The 23,481-nt window shown below is 72.2% G+C and carries 17 protein-coding genes and 1 pseudogene; 7 read left to right on the top strand and 11 right to left on the bottom strand.

All coding sequences use genetic code 11. From position 1 onward, the window contains the following. Nucleotides 1–47 precede the first annotated feature (47 nt). From ACGFMK_RS34315 to ACGFMK_RS34305, 3 genes are read right to left on the bottom strand one after another with little or no spacing between them, the layout of a single operon-like run. Complete coding sequence (locus ACGFMK_RS34315) at nucleotides 48–1,118, bottom strand: class I SAM-dependent methyltransferase (protein ID WP_392772203.1); 1,071 nt, start codon at nucleotides 1,116–1,118, stop codon at nucleotides 48–50. 54 nt (nucleotides 1,119–1,172) lie between these two features. After that, the gene (locus tag ACGFMK_RS34310; protein ID WP_392772200.1) at nucleotides 1,173–2,216 is read right to left on the bottom strand and encodes an NAD-dependent epimerase/dehydratase family protein; all 1,044 of its coding nucleotides are present in this window, start codon (nucleotides 2,214–2,216) and stop codon (nucleotides 1,173–1,175) included. A gap of 4 nt (nucleotides 2,217–2,220) precedes the next feature. Beyond that, nucleotides 2,221–3,090: a ParB/RepB/Spo0J family partition protein gene (locus ACGFMK_RS34305; RefSeq protein ID WP_392772197.1), complete on the bottom strand. Its 870-nt coding sequence runs from the start codon at nucleotides 3,088–3,090 to the stop codon at nucleotides 2,221–2,223. A 306-nt stretch (nucleotides 3,091–3,396) separates the two neighbouring features. On the opposite strand from ACGFMK_RS34305, the gene ACGFMK_RS34300 reads away from it, so the two are divergent. Further along, nucleotides 3,397–6,270 (top strand): BTAD domain-containing putative transcriptional regulator, encoded by a 2,874-nt coding sequence (locus tag ACGFMK_RS34300; protein ID WP_392772194.1) that lies wholly within the window; start codon nucleotides 3,397–3,399, stop codon nucleotides 6,268–6,270. A gap of 10 nt (nucleotides 6,271–6,280) precedes the next feature. Here ACGFMK_RS34300 and ACGFMK_RS34295 read toward each other — a convergent pair whose 3' ends face one another. Both ACGFMK_RS34295 and ACGFMK_RS34290 read right to left on the bottom strand, forming a co-directional pair. Further along, entirely contained in the window at nucleotides 6,281–7,105 is an 825-nt protein-coding gene (locus ACGFMK_RS34295) for a thioesterase II family protein (RefSeq protein WP_392772191.1), read from the bottom strand. 145 nt (nucleotides 7,106–7,250) lie between these two features. Continuing rightward, the gene (locus ACGFMK_RS34290; protein WP_392772188.1) at nucleotides 7,251–8,237 is read right to left on the bottom strand and encodes a winged helix-turn-helix domain-containing protein; all 987 of its coding nucleotides are present in this window, start codon (nucleotides 8,235–8,237) and stop codon (nucleotides 7,251–7,253) included. Between the two features lie 646 nt (nucleotides 8,238–8,883). Between ACGFMK_RS34290 and ACGFMK_RS34285 the strand changes: the two genes are divergently transcribed. Both ACGFMK_RS34285 and ACGFMK_RS34280 read left to right on the top strand, forming a co-directional pair. After that, complete coding sequence (locus ACGFMK_RS34285) at nucleotides 8,884–9,906, top strand: ArsR/SmtB family transcription factor (protein ID WP_392772187.1); 1,023 nt, start codon at nucleotides 8,884–8,886, stop codon at nucleotides 9,904–9,906. Nucleotides 9,907–10,044: 138 nt separating this feature from the next. Further along, nucleotides 10,045–10,527, top strand: coding sequence for a hypothetical protein (locus tag ACGFMK_RS34280; protein WP_392772254.1), 483 nt, complete (start codon nucleotides 10,045–10,047; stop codon nucleotides 10,525–10,527). Nucleotides 10,528–10,533: 6 nt separating this feature from the next. Here the strand turns inward: ACGFMK_RS34280 and ACGFMK_RS34275 are convergent. Further along, a pseudogene (locus ACGFMK_RS34275) lies at nucleotides 10,534–10,707 on the bottom strand (glucose-1-phosphate thymidylyltransferase); the annotation flags it as partial. 98 nt (nucleotides 10,708–10,805) lie between these two features. Beyond that, nucleotides 10,806–11,465, bottom strand: a complete 660-nt coding sequence (locus ACGFMK_RS34270) for a GntR family transcriptional regulator (protein ID WP_392772184.1) — start codon at nucleotides 11,463–11,465, stop codon at nucleotides 10,806–10,808. Nucleotides 11,466–11,582: 117 nt separating this feature from the next. Here ACGFMK_RS34270 and ACGFMK_RS34265 point away from each other — a divergent pair, with 117 nt between their 5' ends. Genes ACGFMK_RS34265 through ACGFMK_RS34255 form a run of 3 tightly spaced genes read left to right on the top strand, consistent with a single transcriptional unit; the run spans nucleotide 11,583 to nucleotide 14,448 of the window. After that, nucleotides 11,583–12,338 carry an HpcH/HpaI aldolase/citrate lyase family protein gene (locus ACGFMK_RS34265; RefSeq protein WP_392772181.1) on the top strand — a complete coding sequence of 252 codons (756 nt, stop codon included), beginning with the start codon at nucleotides 11,583–11,585 and terminating at the stop codon, nucleotides 12,336–12,338. Continuing rightward, nucleotides 12,335–13,657 carry an MFS transporter gene (locus ACGFMK_RS34260; RefSeq protein WP_392772178.1) on the top strand — a complete coding sequence of 441 codons (1,323 nt, stop codon included), beginning with the start codon at nucleotides 12,335–12,337 and terminating at the stop codon, nucleotides 13,655–13,657. Before ACGFMK_RS34265 ends, ACGFMK_RS34260 begins: the two co-directional genes overlap by 4 nt. After that, complete coding sequence (locus ACGFMK_RS34255; RefSeq protein WP_392772176.1) at nucleotides 13,654–14,448, top strand: carbon-nitrogen hydrolase family protein; 795 nt, start codon at nucleotides 13,654–13,656, stop codon at nucleotides 14,446–14,448. Before ACGFMK_RS34260 ends, ACGFMK_RS34255 begins: the two co-directional genes overlap by 4 nt. Here ACGFMK_RS34255 and ACGFMK_RS34250 read toward each other — a convergent pair. Beyond that, nucleotides 14,429–15,466 (bottom strand): LacI family DNA-binding transcriptional regulator, encoded by a 1,038-nt coding sequence (locus ACGFMK_RS34250; protein WP_392772173.1) that lies wholly within the window; start codon nucleotides 15,464–15,466, stop codon nucleotides 14,429–14,431. The two genes, ACGFMK_RS34255 and ACGFMK_RS34250, sit on opposite strands and share 20 nt — an antisense overlap. A 209-nt stretch (nucleotides 15,467–15,675) precedes the next feature. Between ACGFMK_RS34250 and ACGFMK_RS34245 the strand changes: the two genes are divergently transcribed. Continuing rightward, nucleotides 15,676–16,656 carry a hypothetical protein gene (locus ACGFMK_RS34245; protein WP_392772170.1) on the top strand — a complete coding sequence of 327 codons (981 nt, stop codon included), beginning with the start codon at nucleotides 15,676–15,678 and terminating at the stop codon, nucleotides 16,654–16,656. Between the two features lie 16 nt (nucleotides 16,657–16,672). Here ACGFMK_RS34245 and ACGFMK_RS34240 read toward each other — a convergent pair whose 3' ends face one another. From ACGFMK_RS34240 to ACGFMK_RS34230, 3 genes are all read right to left on the bottom strand, one after another. After that, nucleotides 16,673–17,350 (bottom strand): PAS domain-containing protein, encoded by a 678-nt coding sequence (locus ACGFMK_RS34240; protein WP_392772167.1) that lies wholly within the window; start codon nucleotides 17,348–17,350, stop codon nucleotides 16,673–16,675. Nucleotides 17,351–17,881: 531 nt separating this feature from the next. Further along, nucleotides 17,882–20,680 carry an AAA family ATPase gene (locus tag ACGFMK_RS34235; protein ID WP_392772164.1) on the bottom strand — a complete coding sequence of 933 codons (2,799 nt, stop codon included), beginning with the start codon at nucleotides 20,678–20,680 and terminating at the stop codon, nucleotides 17,882–17,884. Between the two features lie 4 nt (nucleotides 20,681–20,684). After that, nucleotides 20,685–23,333 carry an AAA family ATPase gene (locus ACGFMK_RS34230; protein ID WP_392772162.1) on the bottom strand — a complete coding sequence of 883 codons (2,649 nt, stop codon included), beginning with the start codon at nucleotides 23,331–23,333 and terminating at the stop codon, nucleotides 20,685–20,687. Between the last annotated feature and the right edge of the window lie 148 nt (nucleotides 23,334–23,481).

Here is a 23,481-nt window from a genome sequence, read left to right as displayed (position 1 = left end):
CGCCTTCCCGTGTCGACAGAGTGCGCTGCTGCGAAAGGGGCTTCGTTTCACCCGGCGACGGCGACGATCCGATAGGTGTTGCCGCCTCGCCGGCGTCTGATCACCTGGTGCAGGAGCAGGTCCAGCACGAGGGCGAGACCGAGGAGCGGGCCGGCGAGGATCATCGCGGCCGCCCTGAGCAGCCGGCCGGCCGGTCCTCCCGGCCGGCGCAGCCACGGCCACGGTCTCGCCGGGGGCAGGAAGTAGTTCAGTGCGGTCAGCAGCGCGGCCAGGTTGTCGAAGGGCTTGTTCGCCGCGCCCAGCTCCACACACGACACGACGAAGCCGGTTTCCTCCAGCAGCTCGCACATGTTGTGCCAGGGCATCAGGTGCAGGTTCTGCGGTGCCATCCAGCAGTACCAGAACCGGCCGTGCAGCCGCGCGTACCGGCTCCGCGGGTTGACCAGCTCGATCAGCACGACCCCGCCGGGACGCAGCACCCGGCGCACGGCGCTCAGCTCCTGGCGAGGCGACGTCGTGCGTTCCAGGTAGTGGATCAGGCTGACGACGTCGAACCCGGCGAGGTGGTCCCCGGCGAACTCGATCAGCGGGGTGCTCTCCGCGGCGTCCACCCAGCCCCGGTCCCGCGCACGCAGGATCTCCTCGCTGGGATCCAGCGCGTGGAACGTGGTGCCCGGGAGCGAAACCCGGGCCTCGCGGCAGAAGTGACCGTGCCGCGCCCCGACGTCGAGCCAGTGCTCCGGCCGCGGCCGGCCGCCGAGCAGCCGCAGGCGCCTGCGGTACGCCGGCCGGCTGCGCTCGGCGATCGAGGCGTAGTGCTCGCGGCCCAGCCCGTCGTAGACGTCGCGGCAGTAGTACGCCAGCCCGGTGTCGGTCAGGCGGGGGTTCTGGAAGACGTGGCCGCACGAGGAACACTCGTCCATGTCGAACGTCCCGGGCTTGCACTGCCGGGTGTCCGCCACCCGGATCCGGAACCGGATCTCCCGGGCCCCGCACCACGGGCACGACTCCGTCCTCGGGTGGAAGAAGTTCCCGCGGTTGCGCTCGTGTTCGTACTCCGCCCGGCGGCGCCGGAATTCGGCGTCACCGGATGCCGGCCTCCGTCCGGTCGACACCATTTCCCAACCTTCCATCGGATGGACCACGGTTTGCTGGACTCGCGCCGGTACCGGTCACGAAGGTAGCCGTCCGCCTTCCGGCCGGGCAAATGTTCGCCCGCCGACGCCGCGATCACGCATGAACGAGCCGATGGTGCGCCGCAGACCGTCCGAAAAGGACACCCGGTTGCGGAAACCGAGGGCGGTCAGCTTGGGGGCCGCGCAGTGCTGCCGGCGCAGGACACTGGGCGAACCGGCGCCGCTGATCACCTCGTAGCCGTTGGCCGCGATGGCGTTCGCGCGCTCCCGGTCGGACGGTTCACAGGCGCGCGAGGCCTCGTCGATCAGCTCCTCGACCAGCTCCAGCGTCGTCCGGTGCGCGGCAGGCGCCATGTTGAACACCTCACCGCGCGCGGCTCTCTCGAACGCGAGCGTCTCCAGCGCCCGGACGACGTCGGAGACGTAGACGTAGTCCCGGCCGTGCCCCAGCGAGTCCTCGTAGATCACCGGGGGCAACGCCCCGGCCGGGGCGAACAGCCGGTCCAGCGTCCGTGGCACGATCCGGGAGCCGGTGTTCGGATCGCCGGGCCCGAAGACGTTGCACAGCCGGATGGTCGTCACCGGCAGGCCGAACTCGTAGCCGTACAGCCGCACCAGGTTGTCGGCGGACAGCTTGCCCACGTCGTAGGCCCCGCGGGCCTCCAGCGCCGAGGTCTCGACGTACGCCTCTCCGGACAGCTCTCCGTAGACCTTGTCCGTGGACGCCAGCACGAACCGCCGCAGGTCCGTGCAGCTCGTCCTGGCGGCCTCGAGCATGTTCATCGTGCCGCCGATGTTGACGGCCAGCGACCCGCGCGGGTCGCGGAAGGCCGAGTCGATCGTCGACGACGCGGCCAGGTGGAAGATGATGCCGGGGTTCACCGCGCTGACGACCTTGACGCAGTCGTCGAAGTCGGTCACGTCGATCTGCACGGAGTCGACCAGCTCGTCCGGCCACCGGACCCGGTCGACGACGGTGACCCGGAACCCTTGCATCGTCAGGCTTCCGGCCAGGTGCGAGCCGATGAAACCGCAGCCGCCGGTGATCATCACCACGGGGCGTGGCGCGACGTCGCCCATACCGTTACCCGGCCCCCTCGGTCGGCAGCGGGTCCGCGTCGAGGGTGGCGACGCGATCGCCGAGCTCGGCCCAGTACTTCGCGTTGTGCTGTGCCAGCGCGGCGATCGCGCTCAAGCAGTGCATCGGGACGTCCCCCAGCGGGGGCGGCGCCTGGCCGGCGACGTTGTGCTTGTCCAGCCAGCGAAGCAGGGCCCGGCCGGCCTCGTTGAACCTCAGCGACGGGTCCTGCCGCAGGGTCCGCATGATCGCGTCGGGCGGCAGGTCGAGCGTGGCGCGGGAACCGCCCTGACGCCGTGGCGCACCCGGGTCCCGTCCCGTTCCGCTCGCCTTCACCGGGTTCTCCCGGCGGGCGGGCACGGCGTCCGCGCCGCGGCTGAGCCGGTTGCGCACGTCCAGCACGGTGGACGGTGCGATACCCACGGCGCGCGCTATGTCCCGGAGTGACCGATTCGGGTTGGAGCGCATCAGTTCGCCGGCCAGCCTGCGCCCCTCGGAGCTGTCGAGCGGCCGGGTCCTGCCGTCCAAGCCGACCCGTTTGTTCGACTGCGTGTCGCTGACACTCGAACACTTGCGCAGCGCACCCACCGTGGTCGCGGCGAGCCCGGCGACCGAGGCGATCCACCGGTCCGATCGCGCCGGGTGGGTGACGATGATCCGCGCGGCCGCCGCCTTGCGGTCCTCGACCGACAGCGCCAGGCCGTTGGCCGTGTTCGCCTCGACCGCGAGCACGAAGGCGTCGTCCTCGTCACCGTCGAAGAACCGCACCTCGATGTGCCGGCGGGCGCGCAGCTCCGCGGCCCGCAGCCGGTGCGCACCGTCGATCACGCGCATGGTGGGCCGGTGCACGATGATCGGCGGCAGCTCCTCATCCATTGTGGCCAGTGTGTGGACGTGCTCCCTGCTCGTTCCCCCCGTGCGCGGAGACGTGCCCGGCCGGAGCAGGTCGATCGGAACGGTTTCCGGTGGTGTGCCCGCCGACTGGTGAACCCGCAGCAACGACGGTGCGTCACCGTCGCCACCCGCGGAGAGAGGCGATGCTTCGCCACGGTCCTGACGGTCCATTGAGCCACCCTTCGGTCCGTCGATGGTGATCATTCTCCGGCGCCCCGTGCACACGGAGCCGCACATTGCGTGCATACAGCCGAAGCCGTACGGTGGGGCCCACTGGGAGGTTCGGGGATGCAGTCGAATCATGGGCTGGAGTTCCAGCTGCTGGGGCCGGTCGCGGTCAACCTCCGGGGGCAGGCACTTCCCTTGGGCGGGCCGAAGCAGCGAGCCGTTCTGGTGGCACTCTTGTTGCGTGCCAACAACGTCGTGCCGACGAGCCAGCTCCTTCAGCTGGTCTGGTCGGACGTCCCGAACTCGGCCGAGTCCAATTTGCGCACGTACCTGACCAGGTTGCGGCGGCTCCTGCGAGTGCCGGGCGAGGAGCAGTCCCGGCTGCTGACCCAGCAGGGCGGCCACCTGGTGGTCGTCCACGACGGCGAGCTGGACGTGTCCGGTTTCGAAGAGCTGGCCAAGAAGGGCGAAAAGGCCGGCGACGATTCCGTTGCCCGCCAGTACTTCGAGCGCGCGCTGGGCGTGTGGCGGGGAAAAGCGCTGGACAACGTGCCCCTGGGCCCGCCGCTGGCCGCCGAGACGGCCCGGCTGGAGGCGCGGCGCGAGCACGTCCACGAGCAGTACCTGCAGGCCAGGCTGGCGCTGGGGGAACACGGCGAGCTGCTGCCCGAGCTACGCGCGCTGGTGTTGTGCCACCCGTTGCGGGAGCGGCTGACCTGCATGCTGATGGTGGCCTTGCACCGGTCCGGCCAGCGGGCCGAGGCCCTGAACGTGTTCCGCCAGGCCAGAACCCGTCTCGTCGAAGAGCTCGGTGTGGAGCCCGGCGCCGAGCTGCGTGAGCTGCACCAGAGCCTGCTCGCGGACGAGGATCCCGACACGGGCGGTCCCCGGCCGGCCAGCGGGCCTGCCACGAAGGCCGAGCCGAGCCGGTCCACGACCGCCGCCGATCCGGCACGGTCCGGCGGTGTGCCGGGCACGAACGGACATGGGCGACCGCACCGGTTCCGGCTGCCGCGGCCGGCCAGGAAGGCCGTGCTCGTCCGGCCCGCCGTGGCCCTCCCCCGGCGCGGCCTCGACCGGCCGGCCCAGGTGCCGGTCGACCTGACGACCTTCACCGGACGGACCGCGGAGCTGGCCCAGCTCGTCGGGCCGCAACCCGCTCCCGCGCCCCACCAGAGCCTGATCACCGCCGTCGACGGCATGGCCGGCGTGGGCAAGACCACGCTGGTGGTCCACGCCGCGCACCAGCTCATGACGAGTTACCCCGGCGGGCACCTCTACCTCGACCTGCACGGCTTCACCAGCGGGGTCGAGCCGCTGACCCCCCATGAGGCCCTCCACCGGATGCTGCGCGCCCTGGACGTCCCGGCCGGCGAGGTCCCGGCAGGCACCGAGGAGCGCGCCAGCCTGTACCGGTCACTCCTCGCCTCCCGCAGGATGCTCGTGGTCCTCGACAACGCGCACGACGAGGCCCAGGTCGGCCCGCTGCTGCCCGGGGCCGGCGACCACCGGACGCTGATCACCAGCCGGAAGCGGCTGACCGGGCTGCCGCAGGCGCAGTCGCTGTCGCTCGAAGTACCGCCACTCACCGAGGCGATCGCCCTGTTCATGCGGCTCAGCACGGCGAACCGGCTGCCGGGCGAACCGCCGGAGCTGATCGAGGAGATCGTCGAGCTGTGCGGCCGGCTGCCACTGGCCCTCCGGATCGCCGCGGCACGCCTGTCCCACCGTCCTTCGTGGAACCTCCGCTATCTGCGGGAACGCCTGGCCGACGAGAGGCTGCGGCTGGGGGAACTGAGCACGGGCGACTACGGTGTCGGCACCGCGTTCGCCCGTTCGATCACCGATCTCGGCCCGGAAGACCAGCGGATGCTCACCGTCCTGGGCCTGGTGCCGGGAAGCGACATCGAACTCCACGCCGCCGCGGCGCTGGCCGGGCTGAGTGTCCCGGCCGCGGATCGCCGCCTCGAGGAGCTCGTCGACGCGCACCTGCTCCGGCACACGGCTCCCGGCCGGTACGAGTTCCACAAGCTGGTGCACACGCTGGTGGCCGAACGCACACGCACCGCGGAGCCGTCCGAAGTGCGCGGTGCGTTGCGACGCGTTCTCGACTACTACCTGCACACCGCGGACGCGGCAGATCGGCTGATCCACTGGGAACGTCCCCGCAAGGAGCTCGGACCGCCGGATCCGCCGGTGACTCCGTTGCCCTTCGGCGATGCCGACGAGGCGCTCTCGTGGTTCGATCGCGCGGAGCCCACCCTGCTCCACCTGATCCGCACCGCCGAGGAGAACGACCTGCTGACCCACGCGTGGCAGATTTCCCTGCGGCTGGAGGGATATTTCGACACCAGGCAGCGCTGGGCGGACGGCATCGCCGCCTATGAGGTCGCCCTCAAAGCGGTACGCCGGCTCGGCAACCGCTTCGCCGAGTGCGAGCTGCTCCTGGGCGTCGCGTTCGGCTGGACACAACTCGGGCAGCACCGGAAGGCCATCGCCCACTACGCGTCGGCCCTGTCGCTCTGCCGGAAGATCGGCCACCACTGCGCCGAGGCGTTCTCGGCGATGGGCCTGGCCGAGGTCTACGGCCGTCAGCACCGGCTCGACGAGGCGATCCGTTACCACCAAAGCGCTCTGGACGTGTACCACCGCGTCGACGACATTCACGGGTTCCTGGTCGCCCTGGATTACCTGGGGAGCGCCTACCGCGAACACGGCGTGCACACCACGGCGATCGAGCGCTACCGGCAGGCGGCCGAGGACAGCGAGCGGGCCGGCAACGACCCGGACGTCCTGCGCTATCTGATCCACCTCGGGGAGACCCACCGGATACTCGGCCGGCACGACGAAGCCGTCGAAATAATCATGCGGGCGCTGGACCTTCGGACCACGGCCGGCGACCGCCGCGTCGTGTCCTACGCCCAAGCCGTGCTGGGCATGCCGAAGAGCACAACCGGCGGCGCGGAGCTGGTCGGACCGCACGGCGCACGGTGAACCCGCGCGGTCACGAGGCGACGTGCGCGCGGACGGTCGTGACCACCTCCCGCAGGCGGTCCGGCAGGGAGAAGTGGTCACCGGTGAACACCGTCAGCCGGAATGGGCCCGTCGTGTGGGCCTCCCAGTCCTTGGCCTCGGCGACCGTGACCGCGAGGTCGGCGTCGACGACCAGGGCGGTCACCGGACAGCGCAGCGGCTCGCCCGGGGTGTGCCGGTAGGTCTCCGCCGCGTGGTAACCGGCTCGCAGCGCGGGTAAAACCGTGCGCGCGAGGTCGTCGTCGAGAAGGACGTCGCCCAATTCCGACAGGCACCGCGCCTCGGCGAGCAGCTGGTCGTCGTCGAGCTGGTGCATCCGTTCGTCCCGGAACGTCGTGGGGCCGCGCCTGCCGGACACGATCAGCGCGGTCACCGCGACACCGGCGGCTTCCAGCCGGCGCGCGGTCTCGTAGGCGATCGTGGCCCCCAGGCCGTGACCGAAGAGGATCAGGCGCCCGCCGGTCCAGGGCTCCAACGCCGTCGCGATCCGGTCGGCGAACGCCGCCACCGTGTCCAGGCACGGTTCGCCGCTGCGGTCCTGCCGACCCGGGTACTGCAGGCACACCACGTCGACCTCGGGCCCCATGGCCCGGGAGAGCGGATAGAGGTAGCTCGCGGACCCGCCGGCGGGCGGGAAGCAGACCAGCCGGGCGGCCGGCTGCGCGGCGGGGTGGAACCGCCGCACCCACACCCCGGTCTCCCGGACGACCACCATCGCTGTCCCCTCGGCGAGGACGAGCCGGTCCGGCCCGCCGGCCGTCCTCGGCGGCGCCACCCGGGCACCGTCGATCGCCATCCCGCCCACCGCGGCGGTGGGCGGGATGGCGGGCAGGCGGTTGCTGTCCTGGAATCCAGGACAGCGGAACGCCGCGCGGGGGGCAACGCTTTTCCCGTCGGCGCCAGCCTGGGGACGACCTTTTCCCGGAGAGGAAATCGACTCGTCAGTAGCCTGTCGGCCGGCCGGCGAAGAGAGCGATCCCGAGGCTCGTCGCCTGGTGCACAACGGACTTGCCGCGGCGTGCGCTGCTGACGAGCCCCGAGGTGGAAAGCACGCCGGCCTGCTTGCTGGCCGCGCCGAGGGAGACGCCCAGCCGTTCGGCCAGTTCCGTCGTGGTGAGCGGAACGAGCAGCAGCCGCAAGCACTCGGCGCGCGTGCGACCGAGCAGCGGGACCAGGTGCGAGGGGAGCTTCAGCCCGTCCGCCCGGACGGCACGATCGCCGGGCGCCTGGTACACCAGCACGGGCGGGAGACCCGGGTCGATCCAGGTCACCGGGCTGCCCCAGCAGAAGTGTGACGGCAGGAGCACCAGCCCCCGGCCGGCGAGATGGACGGTCTTCTCGAGCGGGTAGCTGGTGCGCAGCACACGACCGTCCCAGCTCAGCACGCCCGGCAGGCTGCCGAGCACCCCGCCGACCCCCTGTTCCGCCAGGTTTCGCGTCTGCCGCGACCATTCGTGCGTGACCAGCTCCGTGACCTGCGGCCAGTAGGGACTGATCAGCGCCTCGTACATCGTGTGTATCGCGTTGGCGGTGGCGTGGACGTGCCGGCGCTCCCCGCGTGCCAGCCCCTGCACCCACGACGACGGTGTCCGGTCGGCGAACGTCACGGCGAGGTCGCCCGACAGCCGGTCCGGCGGCGTGGCCAGGAAGGTGTCACATCCCTCGGCTATGCTCGACACGCGCTGGAACGGGGTGAGGAAGTCGGGAAATCCCCCGGTCGCGCGGACCATGGTCTGCAGCAGCCGCAGCGATTCCACGCTCCGCCCGCTGACCCTGCCTGCGATTTCCTGCCGCCAACCGGCAAAGGGTGCAGGCAATTCGTCCGTTTGCGCCTTTTGCAGACCGAGTACCAGTTCCCACATCGGATCGGCCTGGCCGGCTAACCGAACGCGCTGCACATCTTCGCGCTCGAATACCACTTTCAACATGTGAGTCCCCAGGAATTATGTTCCCCCCACGCGCCGAAGCGTACCGATCTTCCACCCGGCAGGCAAACCGGTACGCGCGACGCCCTCCCGCGCACGGACCCGAGGAGAAACCCGCAGGTCACGGCCACGCTGTGACAACTCGCCAGATATTGTCCACCCCGGAATCGGCGGTCGCCCGGATTACAATATGTCAGCTTCTCGGCAATCGACCGGACCGGCGTGGTACGCCCGACTCACAGGCAAACAGATGCGGCGAAGCTTCCCCACGTCAAAGGATTTCGAACAATGACAGGACCCGGCGCGGAGTGTCCGGCCGGGTGACTACCCCTCACGGCGCACCCGGCGGCCGCCGCTGGACCGAACGCGGTCACCTGCGCCAGGAAACCCGGCAGACCCGGCGCTGAGCCCTGGCGGCGCTTGATCGCGGTGCCCGGGGAGCGCCCCTCCTCGACACCACCGACCCGGCCGCCGGCCTACGCGAGGCGGGGACGATCCCGACCGGCATCGTCTCCGCTCCGGGGGCGGCCGCGGTGGCTCAACCGCGCCGAGTAGCACTTCGGCGCCCGAGGGCGATCCCACCACTGGACGGTGCACATCACGCCAAGGCGCCGACGGTTGTCGCGCCGAGAACGCTCAGGGGGAGCCGGTGAACACCGAGGGGTTGTTGCGCATCCATTTCACGGCCGAGGACCAGGGCAGGCTGCGGCTGGCCACGGCCACGGACTGGATGTGGGAAGTGGTGCTGAGCCTGCACTTGCTGCAATCCGAGGGGCCGGACCTGGTGTTCGACCCCTGGCGGCAGCGGCTGGCGGAACTCCGGTCGCCCGATTTGGAGGCGGTGGTGGATTTCCTCACCGTCATCAATCCCAGCGCGCGCTACTTTCCGGACTTCCTCACCCCGGTAACCGGAACGGGGGAAATCGCCACCGGCATCGACGCGGTGCGGTGCACGCCCAAAACGCAGTTTTCGGTCCAGCTCACCCGGGTGGCCCACGCGCGATTCCTCCCACCGCGAGCACGATTGCTGGCCACCGGCGACAAGGACGCGGTCGCGCACGTCTGCCGCGCGTTGCGTACCTATTACGATGCCGCGATCGCCCCCTTCCGGACGCTGATCGACCTGCGGCTGGCGGACGTGCGCCGGGAGTACGCCCGCATCACGACCACCAGGGGCAGCGAGGCGCTGCTGCGGTCGCTCGGTCCCGGCTGCGCCTGGCAGCCACCGTTGCTGCTGGTCCGCTACCCCTACGACCGCGACCTGCACCTCGGCGGCCGGGGACTGCTGCTCGTCCCGTCCTTCTGCTGCGTCCGCCGCCCGGTGACTCTGTTCGACCGCGACCTCGCGCCGGTGCTGGTCCTGCCGATCCGGCACGATCCCCGCTGGCTGTCGGCGAGCGGCCGGTGCGCGGCGGACGGGAAAACGCTCGGGGATCTGCTCGGCGACACCAGAGCCAGGATTCTCGACCTCGCCGGAAACGGCGCGCTCGCCACCGGCGCGCTCGCCGGCCGATTGCGGATCTCGGCGCAGACGATCAGTTATCACACGAAAATCCTGCGCGACGCCGGCCTCATCACCAGCAATCGCGAGGGCGCTTCGGTGGTGCACCACCTCACGGCCACGGGCGTCGCCTTGGTGAACGGCCGGCCGACCCCGGTCGGGCAATGGTGACCGCGGGGACTTCGAACCTGGTCGAAAAGTGTGGCGGAAAACGCGAACGGCGCGAGGATCGAGCCGTCCGGTTCTGACCACCACGACGATGGGGAGAAGTCCATGGTGAAATGTCGGCCGATCACCGTATTACTGAGTATGGCCGCCGGTCTGCTGCTGGCGGTGGGGCTGGTGGCACCCGCGTCCGCGACGACCACCGCGAGTTTCGGGGCCGCCGCATCCGCCCGCCAGGCCTGCACGATCCAGGCGACGGCGTACGAGCAGCAGGGGAACACGAACGTCGTCACCGCGGCACGCACCCGGTGCGGGCCGGCCACCCTGGCGGCACCGGACACGGTGGCCGCCAACGTGCACGTCGGCTACGGGTGCCGTGACAGCAACTTCGAAGGAACCTGCTGGTGGTTCGACGTCGCGAGCCCAGGCTGCTCGGGCGGCCGGACCTGGACGTGGAGCACCATCGTCCAGAACAACGTCCTGTCGTCCTGGGAGGGCGTCGGGACGTGCAGCCACGGCACGCTCTACGACCTGCCCGGCCCCGGCGGCGCCAGCATCACCTGCTACACGTGCTACGGGCTCGGCAGCATGAACGACAAGGCCTCGGCGTTGCGGGTCTACCCGTAAGCCCGGGGCCGTAGCTCCGGCTGCGACGGCGACAGCCTTGACGTAGTCGCCGTCGCAGCCGGACTTCGCGAGCTTCGAGCCCAGCGCGTAGCACTCGTCGGCGTCGACGAAGTCCATCCGCGGCGCGATTTCCTCGAGGCAGGCGATGCGCACGCCGGTGGGATTCTCCAGCACCCGCACGAGGTTGCGGACGGCTCAGGTTCGGTCAGGTCAGGTTGGGTCTCCGGCCGCTCCTGTCCCTCACCCGGCCGGGCCCGCCGCACGTGGGACGGGCCGGATCAGCCGCGGTCCAGCGCGGAGACCACTTCGGACACCGGGCGCAGGTGCTGGTTCAGGACGCCCAGCGCCTCCTCGGCGTCGTGGCGGTCGATCGCCGCGACCAGGGCGCGGTGCTCGGCGTCGATCACCGGCAGCCGCTCCGGCCGGGCCTCCAGCGCCCGCACGGCGACGCGCTGCTGGCGCGACCGGAGTGTGTCGTACAACTCCGTCAGCACCGTGTTGCCCGCCGCGTTGACGATCGCGCGGTGGAAGGCGCGGTCGAGACCGGACACGGCGAACCAGTCCCGTGCCCTCCCGGCCCGGTCCATGTCCTCGATCAGGCCGGCCATCTCCGCCGGCGCCCCGGCGCGGGCCGCGCAGACCTCGGTGATCGCGTGGCCCTCGATCAGCCGGCGGCTCTGGTAGACCTCCTCCAGTTCGCGGGCGGTCACCGTGCGGACCTGCGCGCCCTTGCGCGGCAGCAGGCTGATGAAGCGCTCGGCCTCCAGGCGGTGGAACGCCTCGCGGACCGGCGTCCGGGAGACCCCGGTTTCGCCGGAAACCCAGTGCTCGTCGAGGAACCGGCCGCCTTCGAGCGTCCCGGCGATGATCCCGTCGCGCAGCCAGGCGTACACGCGGTCCCGGGCCGGGCCCGGCGGGCCGTCCACGCTGATGGTCATGCCACTCCCCTCGTCCGTACCGGCCACCTTAGCGTCTGGACCCGACGATATCCATCGTGTATACACGGTGCACACAACGACGGGAGTTACCGTCACCTGTGCCGAGGAGGTCCACCGATGTCCCCAGTCCCCGCCGACCGGCGTTACGCCGTCTGGCTCTCCGACCCCGGGTTCGCCGCGGCCGAGATCGCCCGCGGCATCGGCTACGGCGCCGCGGTGCTCGACATCGAGCACGGTGCCTTCGACCTGGCCGACCTCGAGCGGTTCGTCCCGTTCCTGCGGGCCCTCGGCCTCGAGGTGCTCGCCAAGGTCCTCGGCCCGGAGCGCGGCCCGATCCAGCAGGCCCTCGACTTCGGCGCCGACGCCGTCGTCATCCCGCACGTCGAGAACGCGGCGCACGCCAAGGCCGTCACGGCGTTCGCGAAGTTTCCGCCGCTGGGCGACCGCAGCTTCGCGGGCGGGCGCACCACCGGCTACGGCGGCTTCACCGACGAGTGGGTGACGCAGCAGGACCGTGGCACCCGGTGCCTGCCGATGATCGAGGACGCCGGCGCACTGGCGGACGTCGCCGAGATCCTCGCACTGGACACAGTGGACGGTGTGTTCGTCGGCCCGTCCGACCTGTCGCTGCGCCGCGAGCGGGGCGCCTACACCCGCGAGCCGGGCGACTTCGCCGACCTGAAGCGGGTCGCCGACGCCGCCCGCGCGGCCGGGAAGCCGTGGGTCCTGCCCGCGTGGAGCCGTGCGGAGAAGGAGTTCGCCCTCGCCCACGGTGCCGGGCAGCTCGCGCTGACCATGCAGCACGGCGCCCTCGCCGCCGGGCTCACCGCGGCGTTCGAGGAGACCACCACGCTCGCGAAGCAGGCGCGATGACGACCGCGGAGCGCACCAGGACGCGCACCATCGGACGCGCCCGCTGGACGATCGCCGGGGTGCTCGGCGTCGGGTCGTTCGTCAACTACGTCGACCGTGTCAACCTGTCCATCGCCGGGCCGGAGATGATGCGGGAGTTCCACCTCAGCGCCGCGCAGCTCGGCGTCGTCGCGTCGGCGTTCCTCTGGACGTACGCGGTGCTGCAGCTGCCGATCGGCGCGATCATCGACCGGATCGGCGTCCGCTGGGTCAACCGCACGGCCGCGCTGCTGTGGGCGATCGCGTCGTTCCTGACCGCCGCGTCGGGCGGGCTCGGCCTGCTGATGGCGTCGCGGCTGATCCTCGGATTCGGTGAGGCACCGACGATCCCGGCGGGCTGGAAGGCGATCGGGCAGTGGTTCCCGCGGTCCGAGCGCGGCCGCGCGACCGCGATCTTCGACGGCTGCGCCAAGATCTCGAACGTCCTCGGCATCCCGGTGATGGCGTTCCTGGTGACGGCCTTCAGCTGGCACGCGGCGTTCGTCTTCACCGGGATCCTCAGTCTCGGTTACCTGCTCGTCTGGTGGCTGCTGTACCTGACGCCGAAGCAGGCCCTGGCCCGCGGCCGTCTTTCCCCCGAGGAGTTCGCCCACCTGCGGGACGGCGGCGCGGACGACGAACACGCGCCCACGCCGAGTTCGCTGACCGGGCTGGGGCACCTGCTGCGCCGCCGCAAGACGTGGGGCCTCGCGCTCGGGTACGCGTCCTACACCTACGCGTACTACGTCCTGCTCACCTGGCTGCCCGGCTACCTCGAGAAGCAGTTCGGCGTGAAGATCCTGGCCGGCGGGCTCTACACGATGATCCCGTGGCTGGTCGCGGTGCTCGCGCAGTTCCTGGTCGGCGGGATCGTCCTCGATCGCCTGATCGCCCGCACGGGCAACGAAACCAGGGCCCGGCGGATCGTGCTCGTCACGAGCATGCTCGTTTCCCTGTCGGTCGCCGGCGCCGCCTACGCCGGGTCGGTCGCGGTGGCGCTGGTGTTCCTGTCCGTCGGCGCCGCCGGGCTGGCCGTGTCGGTGCCGGCCGGCTCCAGCATCGTCGCCGTCATCGCGCCCGAAGGCTGTTCGGGCACCCTGGGCGGGCTGGTGAACTTCGTCGCCAACATGATCGGCATCGCCGCACCGATCGTGACCGGCGCCGTCGTCGACGTCACCGGCTCGTTCGCCGGTGCGTTCCTCGTCACCGGCGTCGTGCTGCTCGCCGGGATCTTCTGCTACACCGCCGTGCTCGGCAAACTCGACCGCATGCCCGCCGTCCCGCGGAAGGAACTCCCATGACGCAGGTGGCCCTGGCGCAGTTCGCGCCCGGCGACGACAAGACCGCCAACCTCGCGGTCGTGACCCGTCTCGTCGAAGACGCGGTCGCCCGCGGCGCCCGGCTGGTCGTGCTGCCCGAGTACACGATGTTCACGGTCCCGGCGATGGACCGCCGGTTCGTCGAGTCCGCCGAGGACCTCGACGGCGAGTTCGTCACGGGCCTGCGCGCGCTGGCGAAGGACCGGGACGTCGCGGTGGTGGCCGGGATGAACGAACGCCTCGACGGCGCGCGGATCTCCAACACGCTCGTCGCGGCCGGCCCCGACGGATCGGTGGCGGCGCTCTACCGCAAGATCCACCTCTACGACGCGTTCGGCTTCCGCGAATCCGACGTCGTCCAGCCCGGCGAGATCACCGAGCCGGAGACGTTCGAGGTCGACGGCGTCCGGTTCGGCCTCCAGACCTGTTACGACCTGCGGTTCCCCGAGGTGACGCGGCGGCTCGCCGACGCGGGCGCCCACGCCGTGCTGCTGCCCGCCGAATGGGTGCCGGGGCCCCTGAAGGAGTACCACTGGAGCACGCTGGTGCGGGCCCGCGCGATCGAGAACACGCTCTACGTCGCCGCGGCGGGCCAGGCCGCGCCGACCGGGTCCGGGACGAGCCTGCTCGTCGACCCGATGGGGGTCGTGGTGACGTCGCTCGGGGAGCAGACGGGCGTGGCCGTCGGTGAGGTGTCGCCGGACCGGATCACCGAGGTGCGGGCGAAGAACCCCGCCCTGGAGCTGCGGCGGTTCACGGTCGTACCCCGCTGATCGTCTCGCCGGCCACCGGCGGGCACGTCAGCAAGCGGTGCGCCGCGGGGTCGCCCAGGCCCGGGTCGAGCAAGGAAGCCAGCAGCCGGACCGCCGCCCGGCCCATCTCGCGGCGGGGCACCTCGAAGCCGCTGATCTCGGGACCCGGCGGGGTGCCGGGCGGGCGGCCGAGGACCGCCAGGGAGACGTCGTCCGGGACCGAGATCCCCGCCGAGCGCAACGCCCGCTGCGTCGCGTGGAACACCGCGCCCGTGTCCGTCTCCTCGACCACCAGCGCTGTCACGCCTTCCGCGCGCCAGGCGGCCAGCGTTGCCGCCGTGAGGTCGGTGCCGTCCGTGCGCACCACGAGGTCGGCGACGGGCAGGCCCGCGTCGGCCGCCGCGGTGCGGACGCCGCGCTCGCGGTCGTCCGACGACGGGGCCTCGTCCGGCTCGCGCAGGTACCGCAGGTGCCGGTGGCCCGCGCCGACCAGCCGGGCCACCACCTCGGCCGACGCCGACACGTAATCCCCGCCCACGTAGGGGATCGTGCCGTCGAGCTCGGTGCGTCGTCCGATGTAGACGATCGGGAAGCCGCTCGCGAGCAGCTCGCCGACCGCGTCCACCGGCACGTGCCGGCCGAGGAACAGGCAGCCGTCGGCGAGGCGCGTCCGGCGGATCCGGGTGTGGTCTCCGGCGGCACTGGACCCGGTGAACATGATCAGGTCCTGGCCGAGCCCGGCCGCCTCCACCTCGATCCCGGCCAGGATCGGGTAGTAGGAGTCGGCGACGTCGATGGGGAACGCCGGGGTGAAGGTGTAGACGCCGAGCAGGTTGTTGCGGGCCGAGGCCAGCCGCGTCGCCACCGGGTCCGGCACGTACCCCAGCCGTTCGGCGGCCTCCAGCACCCGCAGGCGCGTCCGCTCCGAGAGCCGGACGCCGGTGCGGTTCCCGCCCAGCACCACCGAGACCGTCGCCTGCGAAACCCCGGCGACGCGCGCGATGTCGGCCTGCCTCGGCGTCCGCCGCGCCCTGCTCATCGGGTACCTCGCTCGGGTCGCCACCTTTGGTCAGCTGACTCGGTTCAGTCGTCAGGGTGAAGCCCGCCCCAGGACCCGTCAACCGGTTTGCCCGAAACTCCAGGCATTCTGTCCCGACCGTACTAATACGTATTACTCCATTGACTTCGTCGTTCAGCGCGTGCCACCGTCGCCGAAACGCGAAGACTTCGAAGACGAAGGAGCGGCTCATGTCCCTCACCCGACGCGGCCTGCTGGCCGGGACCGCCGCGCTCGGCGCGGGCGCCTTCCTGCCGATGACGGCGAGCGCGGCACCGGCCGGTTTCCCCGACTACCGCTACCAGCGGCTCGCGCTGGTGAAGAGCAAGCTCGAGTACAACCCGACGGGCGAGCTGATCTTCCCCTGCATCCGGGGCACGGCGGGCCGGATCCCGAACGCGCTCGGGGCGTACTACCTCTACTACGCCCCGCACGACGCGCCGGGCGGGATCTGCCTGGCCTACGCGAACACCCTGGACGAGGAGTTCACCGAGTACGCGGGCAACCCGATCATCAAGAACTCGTGGCCCGGCGAATACTCGGTCAGCCACGTCTCGTCTCCGCACGCGCTGTGGAACGACGACGTCAAGCGGATCTACCTGTACTTCCACGGCGAGAACACGGTGACCCGGCTCGCCAGCTCGGCCGACGGCATCCACTTCGGCTACGAGAAGGAGGTCCTGTCCACCCGGCTGCAGCCCGCCGGCACGACCGAGACGTCCTACGCGCGGGTGTTCCGCCAGGACCTGCCGTCGAAGAACGCGCGGTACGTCATGGTCTTCATGATCAACAACACCACGAACCACCGTGACATCGGCTGGGGCTGGTCACCGGACGCGCTCGACTGGACGTTCTCGCAGACCCCGCTCGTCAAGCACACCGACGTCGGCGCCAACGACATCGGCGGCCCGCACCTGCTGTCGCGCAACAACAGCACGTACGTCGTCTACAACACCGACATCGCGCACGGCGGCAACCTGATGATCACCGAGGTGGGCAACGACTTCTCGAAGCGCAACCACCTCGGCGTGTTCCACGATTCGCTCAGCGGCGCCCCGGACAACGGCCGGAGCGCGGCGCCGAGCTTCGGCACCTACCAGGGGCACGAGTACATGATCTACGAGGCGGGCGAACGGCTGGCGGGCAACATCGCCATCGCCCGCGCGATCTGACCCGGGCCGGCGTGGCTCAGCGGATGTACTCGGGACGCACCCGCGGCGGCCACTGGCCGATGCCGAGAATGCCCATCGAATAGCCCTTGGACACCAGGGCCGGCCGGTTGGTCACCTTGAGCTTCCGGAGCAGCGTCGTGACGTGGTACTCGACCCCGCCGCGGGACAGGAAGAGCTTCGCGGCCAGCTGGACGGTCGACTCCCCCGCCGCGACGCCCTCGAGGATGCGCGCGTCCACCGGCGAGAGCAGCTTCTGGTGGCCGGCGGCCAGCTTCGGCGCGGTCTCGGCGCGGTCCGGGTGCACCAGCACGAGCAGGGTGTCGACGCGGCCGGCGCGGCCGCGGACGCCGATGCCGGTCAGCTCACCGGCGAAGGCGGCCTCCTTCGCGCCGACCGCGACCATCTGCTCGGCGAAGCGCGGGTGCCGGCCTTCGGCGAGGCGGGTCAGCTGGTGCTGCACGCGGCCCTGGACGCTCGGGTGGAGGAACTCGCAGAAGCTCTTGCCGCGCACGTGCTGGGAACTGCAGCCGAACTGGCGCGTGAAGTACTGGTTGGCCTCGACCACCCGCAGTCCCAGATCGAGGTTCGCCATGCACATCCCGGACTGTTCGAACAGCGACCAGTAGATGTCGCGGTATTCGCTCGAAACGCGGCCGGGCGACGCTTTCTCGTCGATGACGGTGCTCGCATTCATGGCTTTCGACCATTCCTCTCAGGTCACGCGAAGCGGAATTCCGCCCGGGATCTGACGCGCCGATGTGCTTTTCCCCGGTGCCCCGCCGGGAAACGGCGAGGCTTTGTTACCTGTAGTCTATGGAGCGAAAAACAACCAAGTCAACAGTGCGGCGGCGTGCGCCTTAAGCCTGCGGTGCCCGCACGAACCGGTACGGTACGGTGCGGTCCGTTGTGGTTCGGTACCCGCTGAACTGGGGAAACGCCCCCGCAACCGGTCACGGCCAACCACGGCGTCCGGACCGGTCCGACAGGACCACTCTGGGTGAGCTCCCACGCGAACCCACACATACCCACATCGGACCACGAGCCCTTCAATCTCGACCGGAAAACCGCGGGAAAGGTCCGCACCAACCGCCCCCGCAAACCTGAAACAAGTTCATAAGAGGGCGCTGCGAGATAATGCGAGCGAGGTAACCTGCGGACTTGAGAAACATTTAGGGAGCCCGTCGGCTGAGCTTCGCATCGAGGCGGCTCGCGGCGGCGGCCGGTCTCAGCGCGTGCCGGACCCGGCACCCAGCGCGCCCGCGAGGTCGGGACGGCCTTCGATCCGCAACTTACGGTAAGAACTCGTGAGGTGCTTCTCGACCGCCCGGCGGCTGATCCGCAGTTCGACGGCGATCTGGGAGTTGGTGCGGCCCTGGGCCGCGAGCTCGGCCACGGTGGCTTCGCCGCGGGTCAGTTCGGGGCGCCGGGCCGGCACGCGAGTCCGTTCGGCGGGCAGGAACAGCCCGTCCCCGTGGTCGGCGAGCCAGGCCGCGCCGCATTGTTCGGCCAGCCGGTGCCCCCGGGCGAGGAGCCGGTCCGCTTCCCCGGGTTCCGTTTCCCGGAGCCGTTCCCCCAGTTCGAGACAAGACTTGGCCAGTTCGAAACCGTTTTGCGCACGGTCGAGCAGTGCGACGGATTCTCGCAGCCGGCGGATTCCGGGCTCGCCTTCGGTCACGAAAGCCTGAATGCGCAGCGCGCGGCCCAGCAGCGCGGGAGAGCCCCACGCCACGGCCCGCTGGTGGTACTCCCCGGCCAGCCGCACGGCCTCGTCGTGGCGGCCCAGCCGGGCCGACAGGACCGCCGCCGCGGGCCGCCACGGGTACAGCACCGGGTTCTGCCAGCCGGCCCGGTCGAGCCGCCGGCCGCAGTCGAGGAACTGGGCGAGGGCGGCCTCGACGTCCCCGCGCCCGGCGGCCAGCATGCCGCGCAGGGACCGGCGGACAGCGAACAGCGAAAGGTCGCCCGCCCCGGCGGTGGCCTCCAGGACGCGCACCGCCAAGACCTTGTCCCGCGCCGAGAAAGCCACCGAACCGAGGGCCGTCGCGGGCAGCACGAGCGTGTCCTGCCGGCCCGGGTCGGCCGCTTCGAACGCCCGCACGGCGTACTCCCGGGCGGCCTTCAGGTCACCGCGGGAAAGCAGGCCCAGCGCCTGCTGCGCGTCGACCTGCGCCAGGGCCGCCGGGGACCCGGCGCGGCCGGCGTGCTCGCGGGCGGCGGCCAGCCACGGCCGGGCGACGTCGTCCCGTTCGGCCACGGCCAGCAGCAGCGGCACGATCCGCAGCACCGACCACGCCCGCCCCGAGTGCGCGGGTTCGTGGTCGAGGATCTCGGTGGCGTGCCGGACGATATCGGCGGCGTCCGCCCGGCCGGTCAGCATGCCGGCCAGCAGCAGCACCGACCGCAGCTCCCGCTCGGCCGCGCCGGGACCGAACGGCCCGCTGCGCAGCTCGGCGAGACGGCGGTGGGCGTCCGCGAGCCGGCCGGGATCGTCCAGGCCCCCGTACCGGGTCCGGGCTTCGAGCCGCAGGGCCAGTTCGCGGTCGTAGCCGTCGAGCGAGCCGGCCGGGCCGAGGTGCTCGGCGACGTCGCGGACGAGCTCCGAGACCAGGGGCCCGCTCGCCGCGACGGCGAGCGGGATCCACGACACCGCCGCGGCGCGGTCGCGCACCGTCGGCAGCAGCGGGGCGGCCTGGGCCAGGTGCCGGACGGCCGAGCCCGGGTCGAGGTCCAGCTCCGCCGCCGCCAGCTCGACGAGCAGCCGGGCGCGCCCGGCAGTGCCCGGCGGCAGGTCCAGCAGGGCCCGCCGGAGGTACCGGGCCGCCGCGTCCGGAGCGCCACGGAGGCGCGCGGCGACGGCGGCCGAGCGCAGCTGCTCGATCTCCCGGCCGTCGCGCAGGGTGTCGACCTGCAGCAGCTGCCCGGCGACGTCCTCGGGCGGGAAGCCGCACTCGGTCAGCAGCTCGGCCGCGGCCCGGTGCGCGGCGGCCGCCTCGGCCGCGGTCATCGACTCCTCGACGACGCGCACGAGCCCGGGTTCGGGCACGACCGTGCGCTCCGGGGTCACCGTCACCCAGGTGCCTTCGAGGGCCGCGTGCGCCGCGGCGCACCCACCGGGGTCGATCCCGCTCAGCCGCCCGGCCAGGTTCAGCCGGGCGTGGGCGCCGAGCACCACGACGGCCCGGCCGAACGCCTCGACCGCGGGGTCGCGCCGGAACAGGAACCGCAGCCGTTCCTGCCGGAACGACCCGCCGAGCGCGTGCACCCGCTCGCACTCCGCCGCCCGGCCGCCGAGGCGGTGGGAGAACGCCCGGCCGAGCAGGGTGCGCAGTTCCTTCGGGCTGCCGCCGGTGATCTCGTGGCACGCCTCGGCGAACTCCGGATCGTACCCGGAACCGAACTGGGCGCCGACGAGTTTCCCCGCCGCCGCAACGGAAAGCGGCTCGGCGCGCACGCGGTACCGGGCGGCGCGCACGATCTCCTGGACGAGCGGGTCGCGGGTGCCCGCGCCGTCCTGCAGCACCACACCGAGCAGCACGCGCATCCCGCGCAGCCGGGCCGCGAGGAAGGCCAGCGCGCGCAGCGAAAGCTCGTCGGCCCAGTGCAGGTCGTCGACGAGCAGGACCACGGTCCGGGCTTCGCCGAGTCCCACCAGCAGCGTGTGCAGGCCGTGGAGCACGGTCGCGGTCGCCGGTGTCGCGGGCGGCGGGTCCTGCGCGGACCCGCCCAGCAGCGCGCCGAGCATCTTGCGGGCGACGGCCGGGATGTCGCCGTCGTCGGGCGCGGCGAGCAGCGGCAGGGTCAGCTGCCGGACGACCCCCAGCGGGAACCCGCGTTCGAGCTGGGCGCCGCCGGCCCGCAGCACGCGGGCCCCGTGCCGGCCGCCGACGATCGCGAGGTGCCGCAGCAAGGCCGTGCCGCCCGCGCCGGCGGCCCCGTCGATCAGCAGCAGCGCGCCGGTTCCCGAGTCCACTTCGGACACGGCCGTCTCCAGCGCGGCGAGTTCGGCTTCGCGTTCCAGGAGCACGCGATCACCCCTCCCGCCGGGTGGCCGGGCTCGCCCAGCGGTGAGCGAGCCCGGACCGGCCCTTGACGCCGAGCTTGCGGTAGACCTTCGTCAGCCGCAGTTCGACCGTGCGCAGGGCGATCGACAGCCGCTCCGCGATCTCGCGGTTGGCCAGCCCGTCCGCGGCCAAGGCGGCGACGTCCCGTTCGCCCGGGGACAGCCCGTCGGCGCTGGGCGTGCCCGGGCTCCGCACCGGCTCGGCCGGGCGGCTCACCTGGGCCGGGACGCCGAGCCCGGCGTCGGCCAGCGCCTGTTCGCGGACGGCTTCGAGCACGTCCCCGGTCCCCCAGCGGCCGGCGATCGCCAGTTCTTCGCCGAAGAGCGTCTCGGCGGCGTCCGGCTCGCCCAGCTGCCACAGCGCGATCCCGGCCATCGTCCGCCACGGCACGAGCATCGGGTTGACCCAGTGCCGGGACCGCAGCATCCGGCCGCACTCCCGCAACGCGGAGAGAGCGCTTTCCGGCTCACCGGTGGCGCGCCAGAGCTCGGCGCGCGCGTAAAGCAGGAACGCCCAACCCACCCCGTTTTCCGCCCCGTGGGGCACCGGCGCGGCGGCCAGGTTCCGGGCCTCGTCGAGCCGGCCGAGCCGGACCAGCGCGGTCAGCTCCCCCGCGATCCGGCGCGAGACGAGCGACGGGTGCCAGCTACCCGGCGGCAGCTCCCGCCCGGCCGCGGCAAGATCGAGCACGGCGTCCTCCGGCCGGCCCCCGTGGACCGCCGCGACCGCCCGGTAGAGCAACGCCTGCGCGGCCACCGGACGCGCCTCCCGGCGGCGGGCGTCGGTGACCAGCTCGGTCAACCCGGAGGTCGCCTCGTCGAGGTCATGACAGCAGATCAACGCCCGGCACGCGGCGACCCGCGGCATCATCGGCGCGTCATCGCGAGCGGCCAGCGCGGTCCGCGCCAGCTCCCGGACGCGCTCCCGGTGCTCGGCGCGAGTGGCCAGCCGCCAGGCGGCGACCCCTGCTTGCGCCGGTCCTGGCGCGGGTTCGGGCAGAGGGGTCACCGGAAGTTCGGGTTCGGCCGATGCCTCCTCCTGCGCCAGCCAGCCGAGGGCGCTCAAGGCGGCCACCGCAGCGCGCGGCAGCGGCGAAGCGATTCGGCGGGTCGTCTCGGCATCACCCCGGGCAAGCAGGGGGTCAGCCGCCGTGGGCAGCGAACCCACCGCCACCGTCGTGCAAAGCTCTGAAGCGGCCTGCCGCGTCGTCTCCGCGTCACCCCGGGCCAGCAGCAGATCCGCCGCGGTCACCACCGAAGGCAGCGACCGCAGCTCCGGCGACGTGAGGATCTGCCGCAGCCGCCCGTCGCTCGCCTCCGGGGCCGTGGACACCTCGATCGCCGCCAGGCGGGTCAGCACCGCGCCGCGGTCGCCCGGTTCCATCGGCTCGGCCAAGGCCCGTCGCAGCGCCTCCGCCGCCGGGCCGGGACGGCCCTGCCGGAACCGCTGCGCCGACGCCTCGGTCAAGACCGCCGCCGCCCACGAGTGGCCTACCGGGGGCGCCGCGCACAGCAGGTCGGCGACGGCCGGCGCGCCGGCTCCCGCGCGACGGCCCAGCTCCGCCGCTCGCAGGAACAGCTCGGCGCGCGCGTCCGGGTCCATCGCGGCCAGGACGTCGCCGCCGAGGTGCGGGTCGGCCAGCCGCGGTGAGTCGGACGCCGTCACCAGGCCGCTCGCGACCAGGTGGGCCAGCGCGTCCGGCAGGCTTTCCGGTCGAAGGCGCGCCAGCGAACCGGCGACCTCGAAGCTCAGCTCCGTCCCGCAGGCGGCGAGCACACGCAGCAGCTCGAGCGAGCCGGCGGGCAGGCCGCGGACCACCCGCGCGGCCCGTTCGGTGGTGACCGCCCTGGCGAGCGTCACCAGTTCCGGGATCTGCTCGGGACCGGGCGGCAGGCCGCGCTCGGTGAACCGGTCGGCCAGCTCGCGCAGCACGGCCGGGCGGCCGCGGGTGACTCCGAGCACCGCGGCGGCGAACGCCTCGCCGGCCGGCCCGCCCAGCGCGGCTTCGAGCAGCTCGGTGGTTTCCGTGGCGCCGAGCGGGCTCAGGGCCAGCTCGTGCACCGGGGAAGGCAGGTCCAGGTACCGGGAAAGCCGGTCGTGGGCGGCCGAGACGAGCAGCACCGGGGCCTCGTGGGCGCACCGGGCCATCGCGTCGAACCAGGCGAGCGACCAGGAGTCCGCCCACTGCAGGTCGTCGGCCGCGAGGACCACCGGGCGCTCCCGGGCCAGCTCGGTGAACGCGTCGCAGAGCAGGGCGACCGGGGTCGCGCAGTCGACGCCGAAACACGCCGTCGCCAGCTCCGCGAACCGGGCCGGCGGGTAGAGCCCGGCGATCAGCTGGGACACCGCGCCGTACGGGATCTCCGCCTCGACCGGCGAGCAGGACGCGACGGCGGCGGCCACGCCACGCGCGTGCGCCGCGCCCACCACGCGGTGGACGAGGGTGCTGCGGCCGACGCCGGAAACCCCCGACAGCGCCAGCCGGGCCGAACGTCCGGCGGCGACGTCGCCGACCAGTTCGGTGATGACCCGCAGTTCACGGTCGCGCCCGATCACCCGGACGTCCGAGCCGTCGACCGCCGACCCGATGACGCAGCGTGTCTGGAGGTCGGGCATCGGCGACCTCCCACCGTCTCGATCGGTGACGCTCAGACGAGCGATTCTGCACCGAAGGTTACAACTCGGACCCGAAGCCCGCCGACGGGAGCGCAGCGCGCCGGTGAATCTCTGCCCGCACGACCAGTCCGGGGAGCAAAGGCGGGCA

This window comes from Amycolatopsis sp. NPDC049252, from assembly GCF_043197175.1.
Taxonomy (GTDB): domain Bacteria; phylum Actinomycetota; class Actinomycetes; order Mycobacteriales; family Pseudonocardiaceae; genus Amycolatopsis.
Note: the sequence above shows the minus strand (reverse complement) of the source record. Positions and strands in the feature narration are given on the sequence as shown.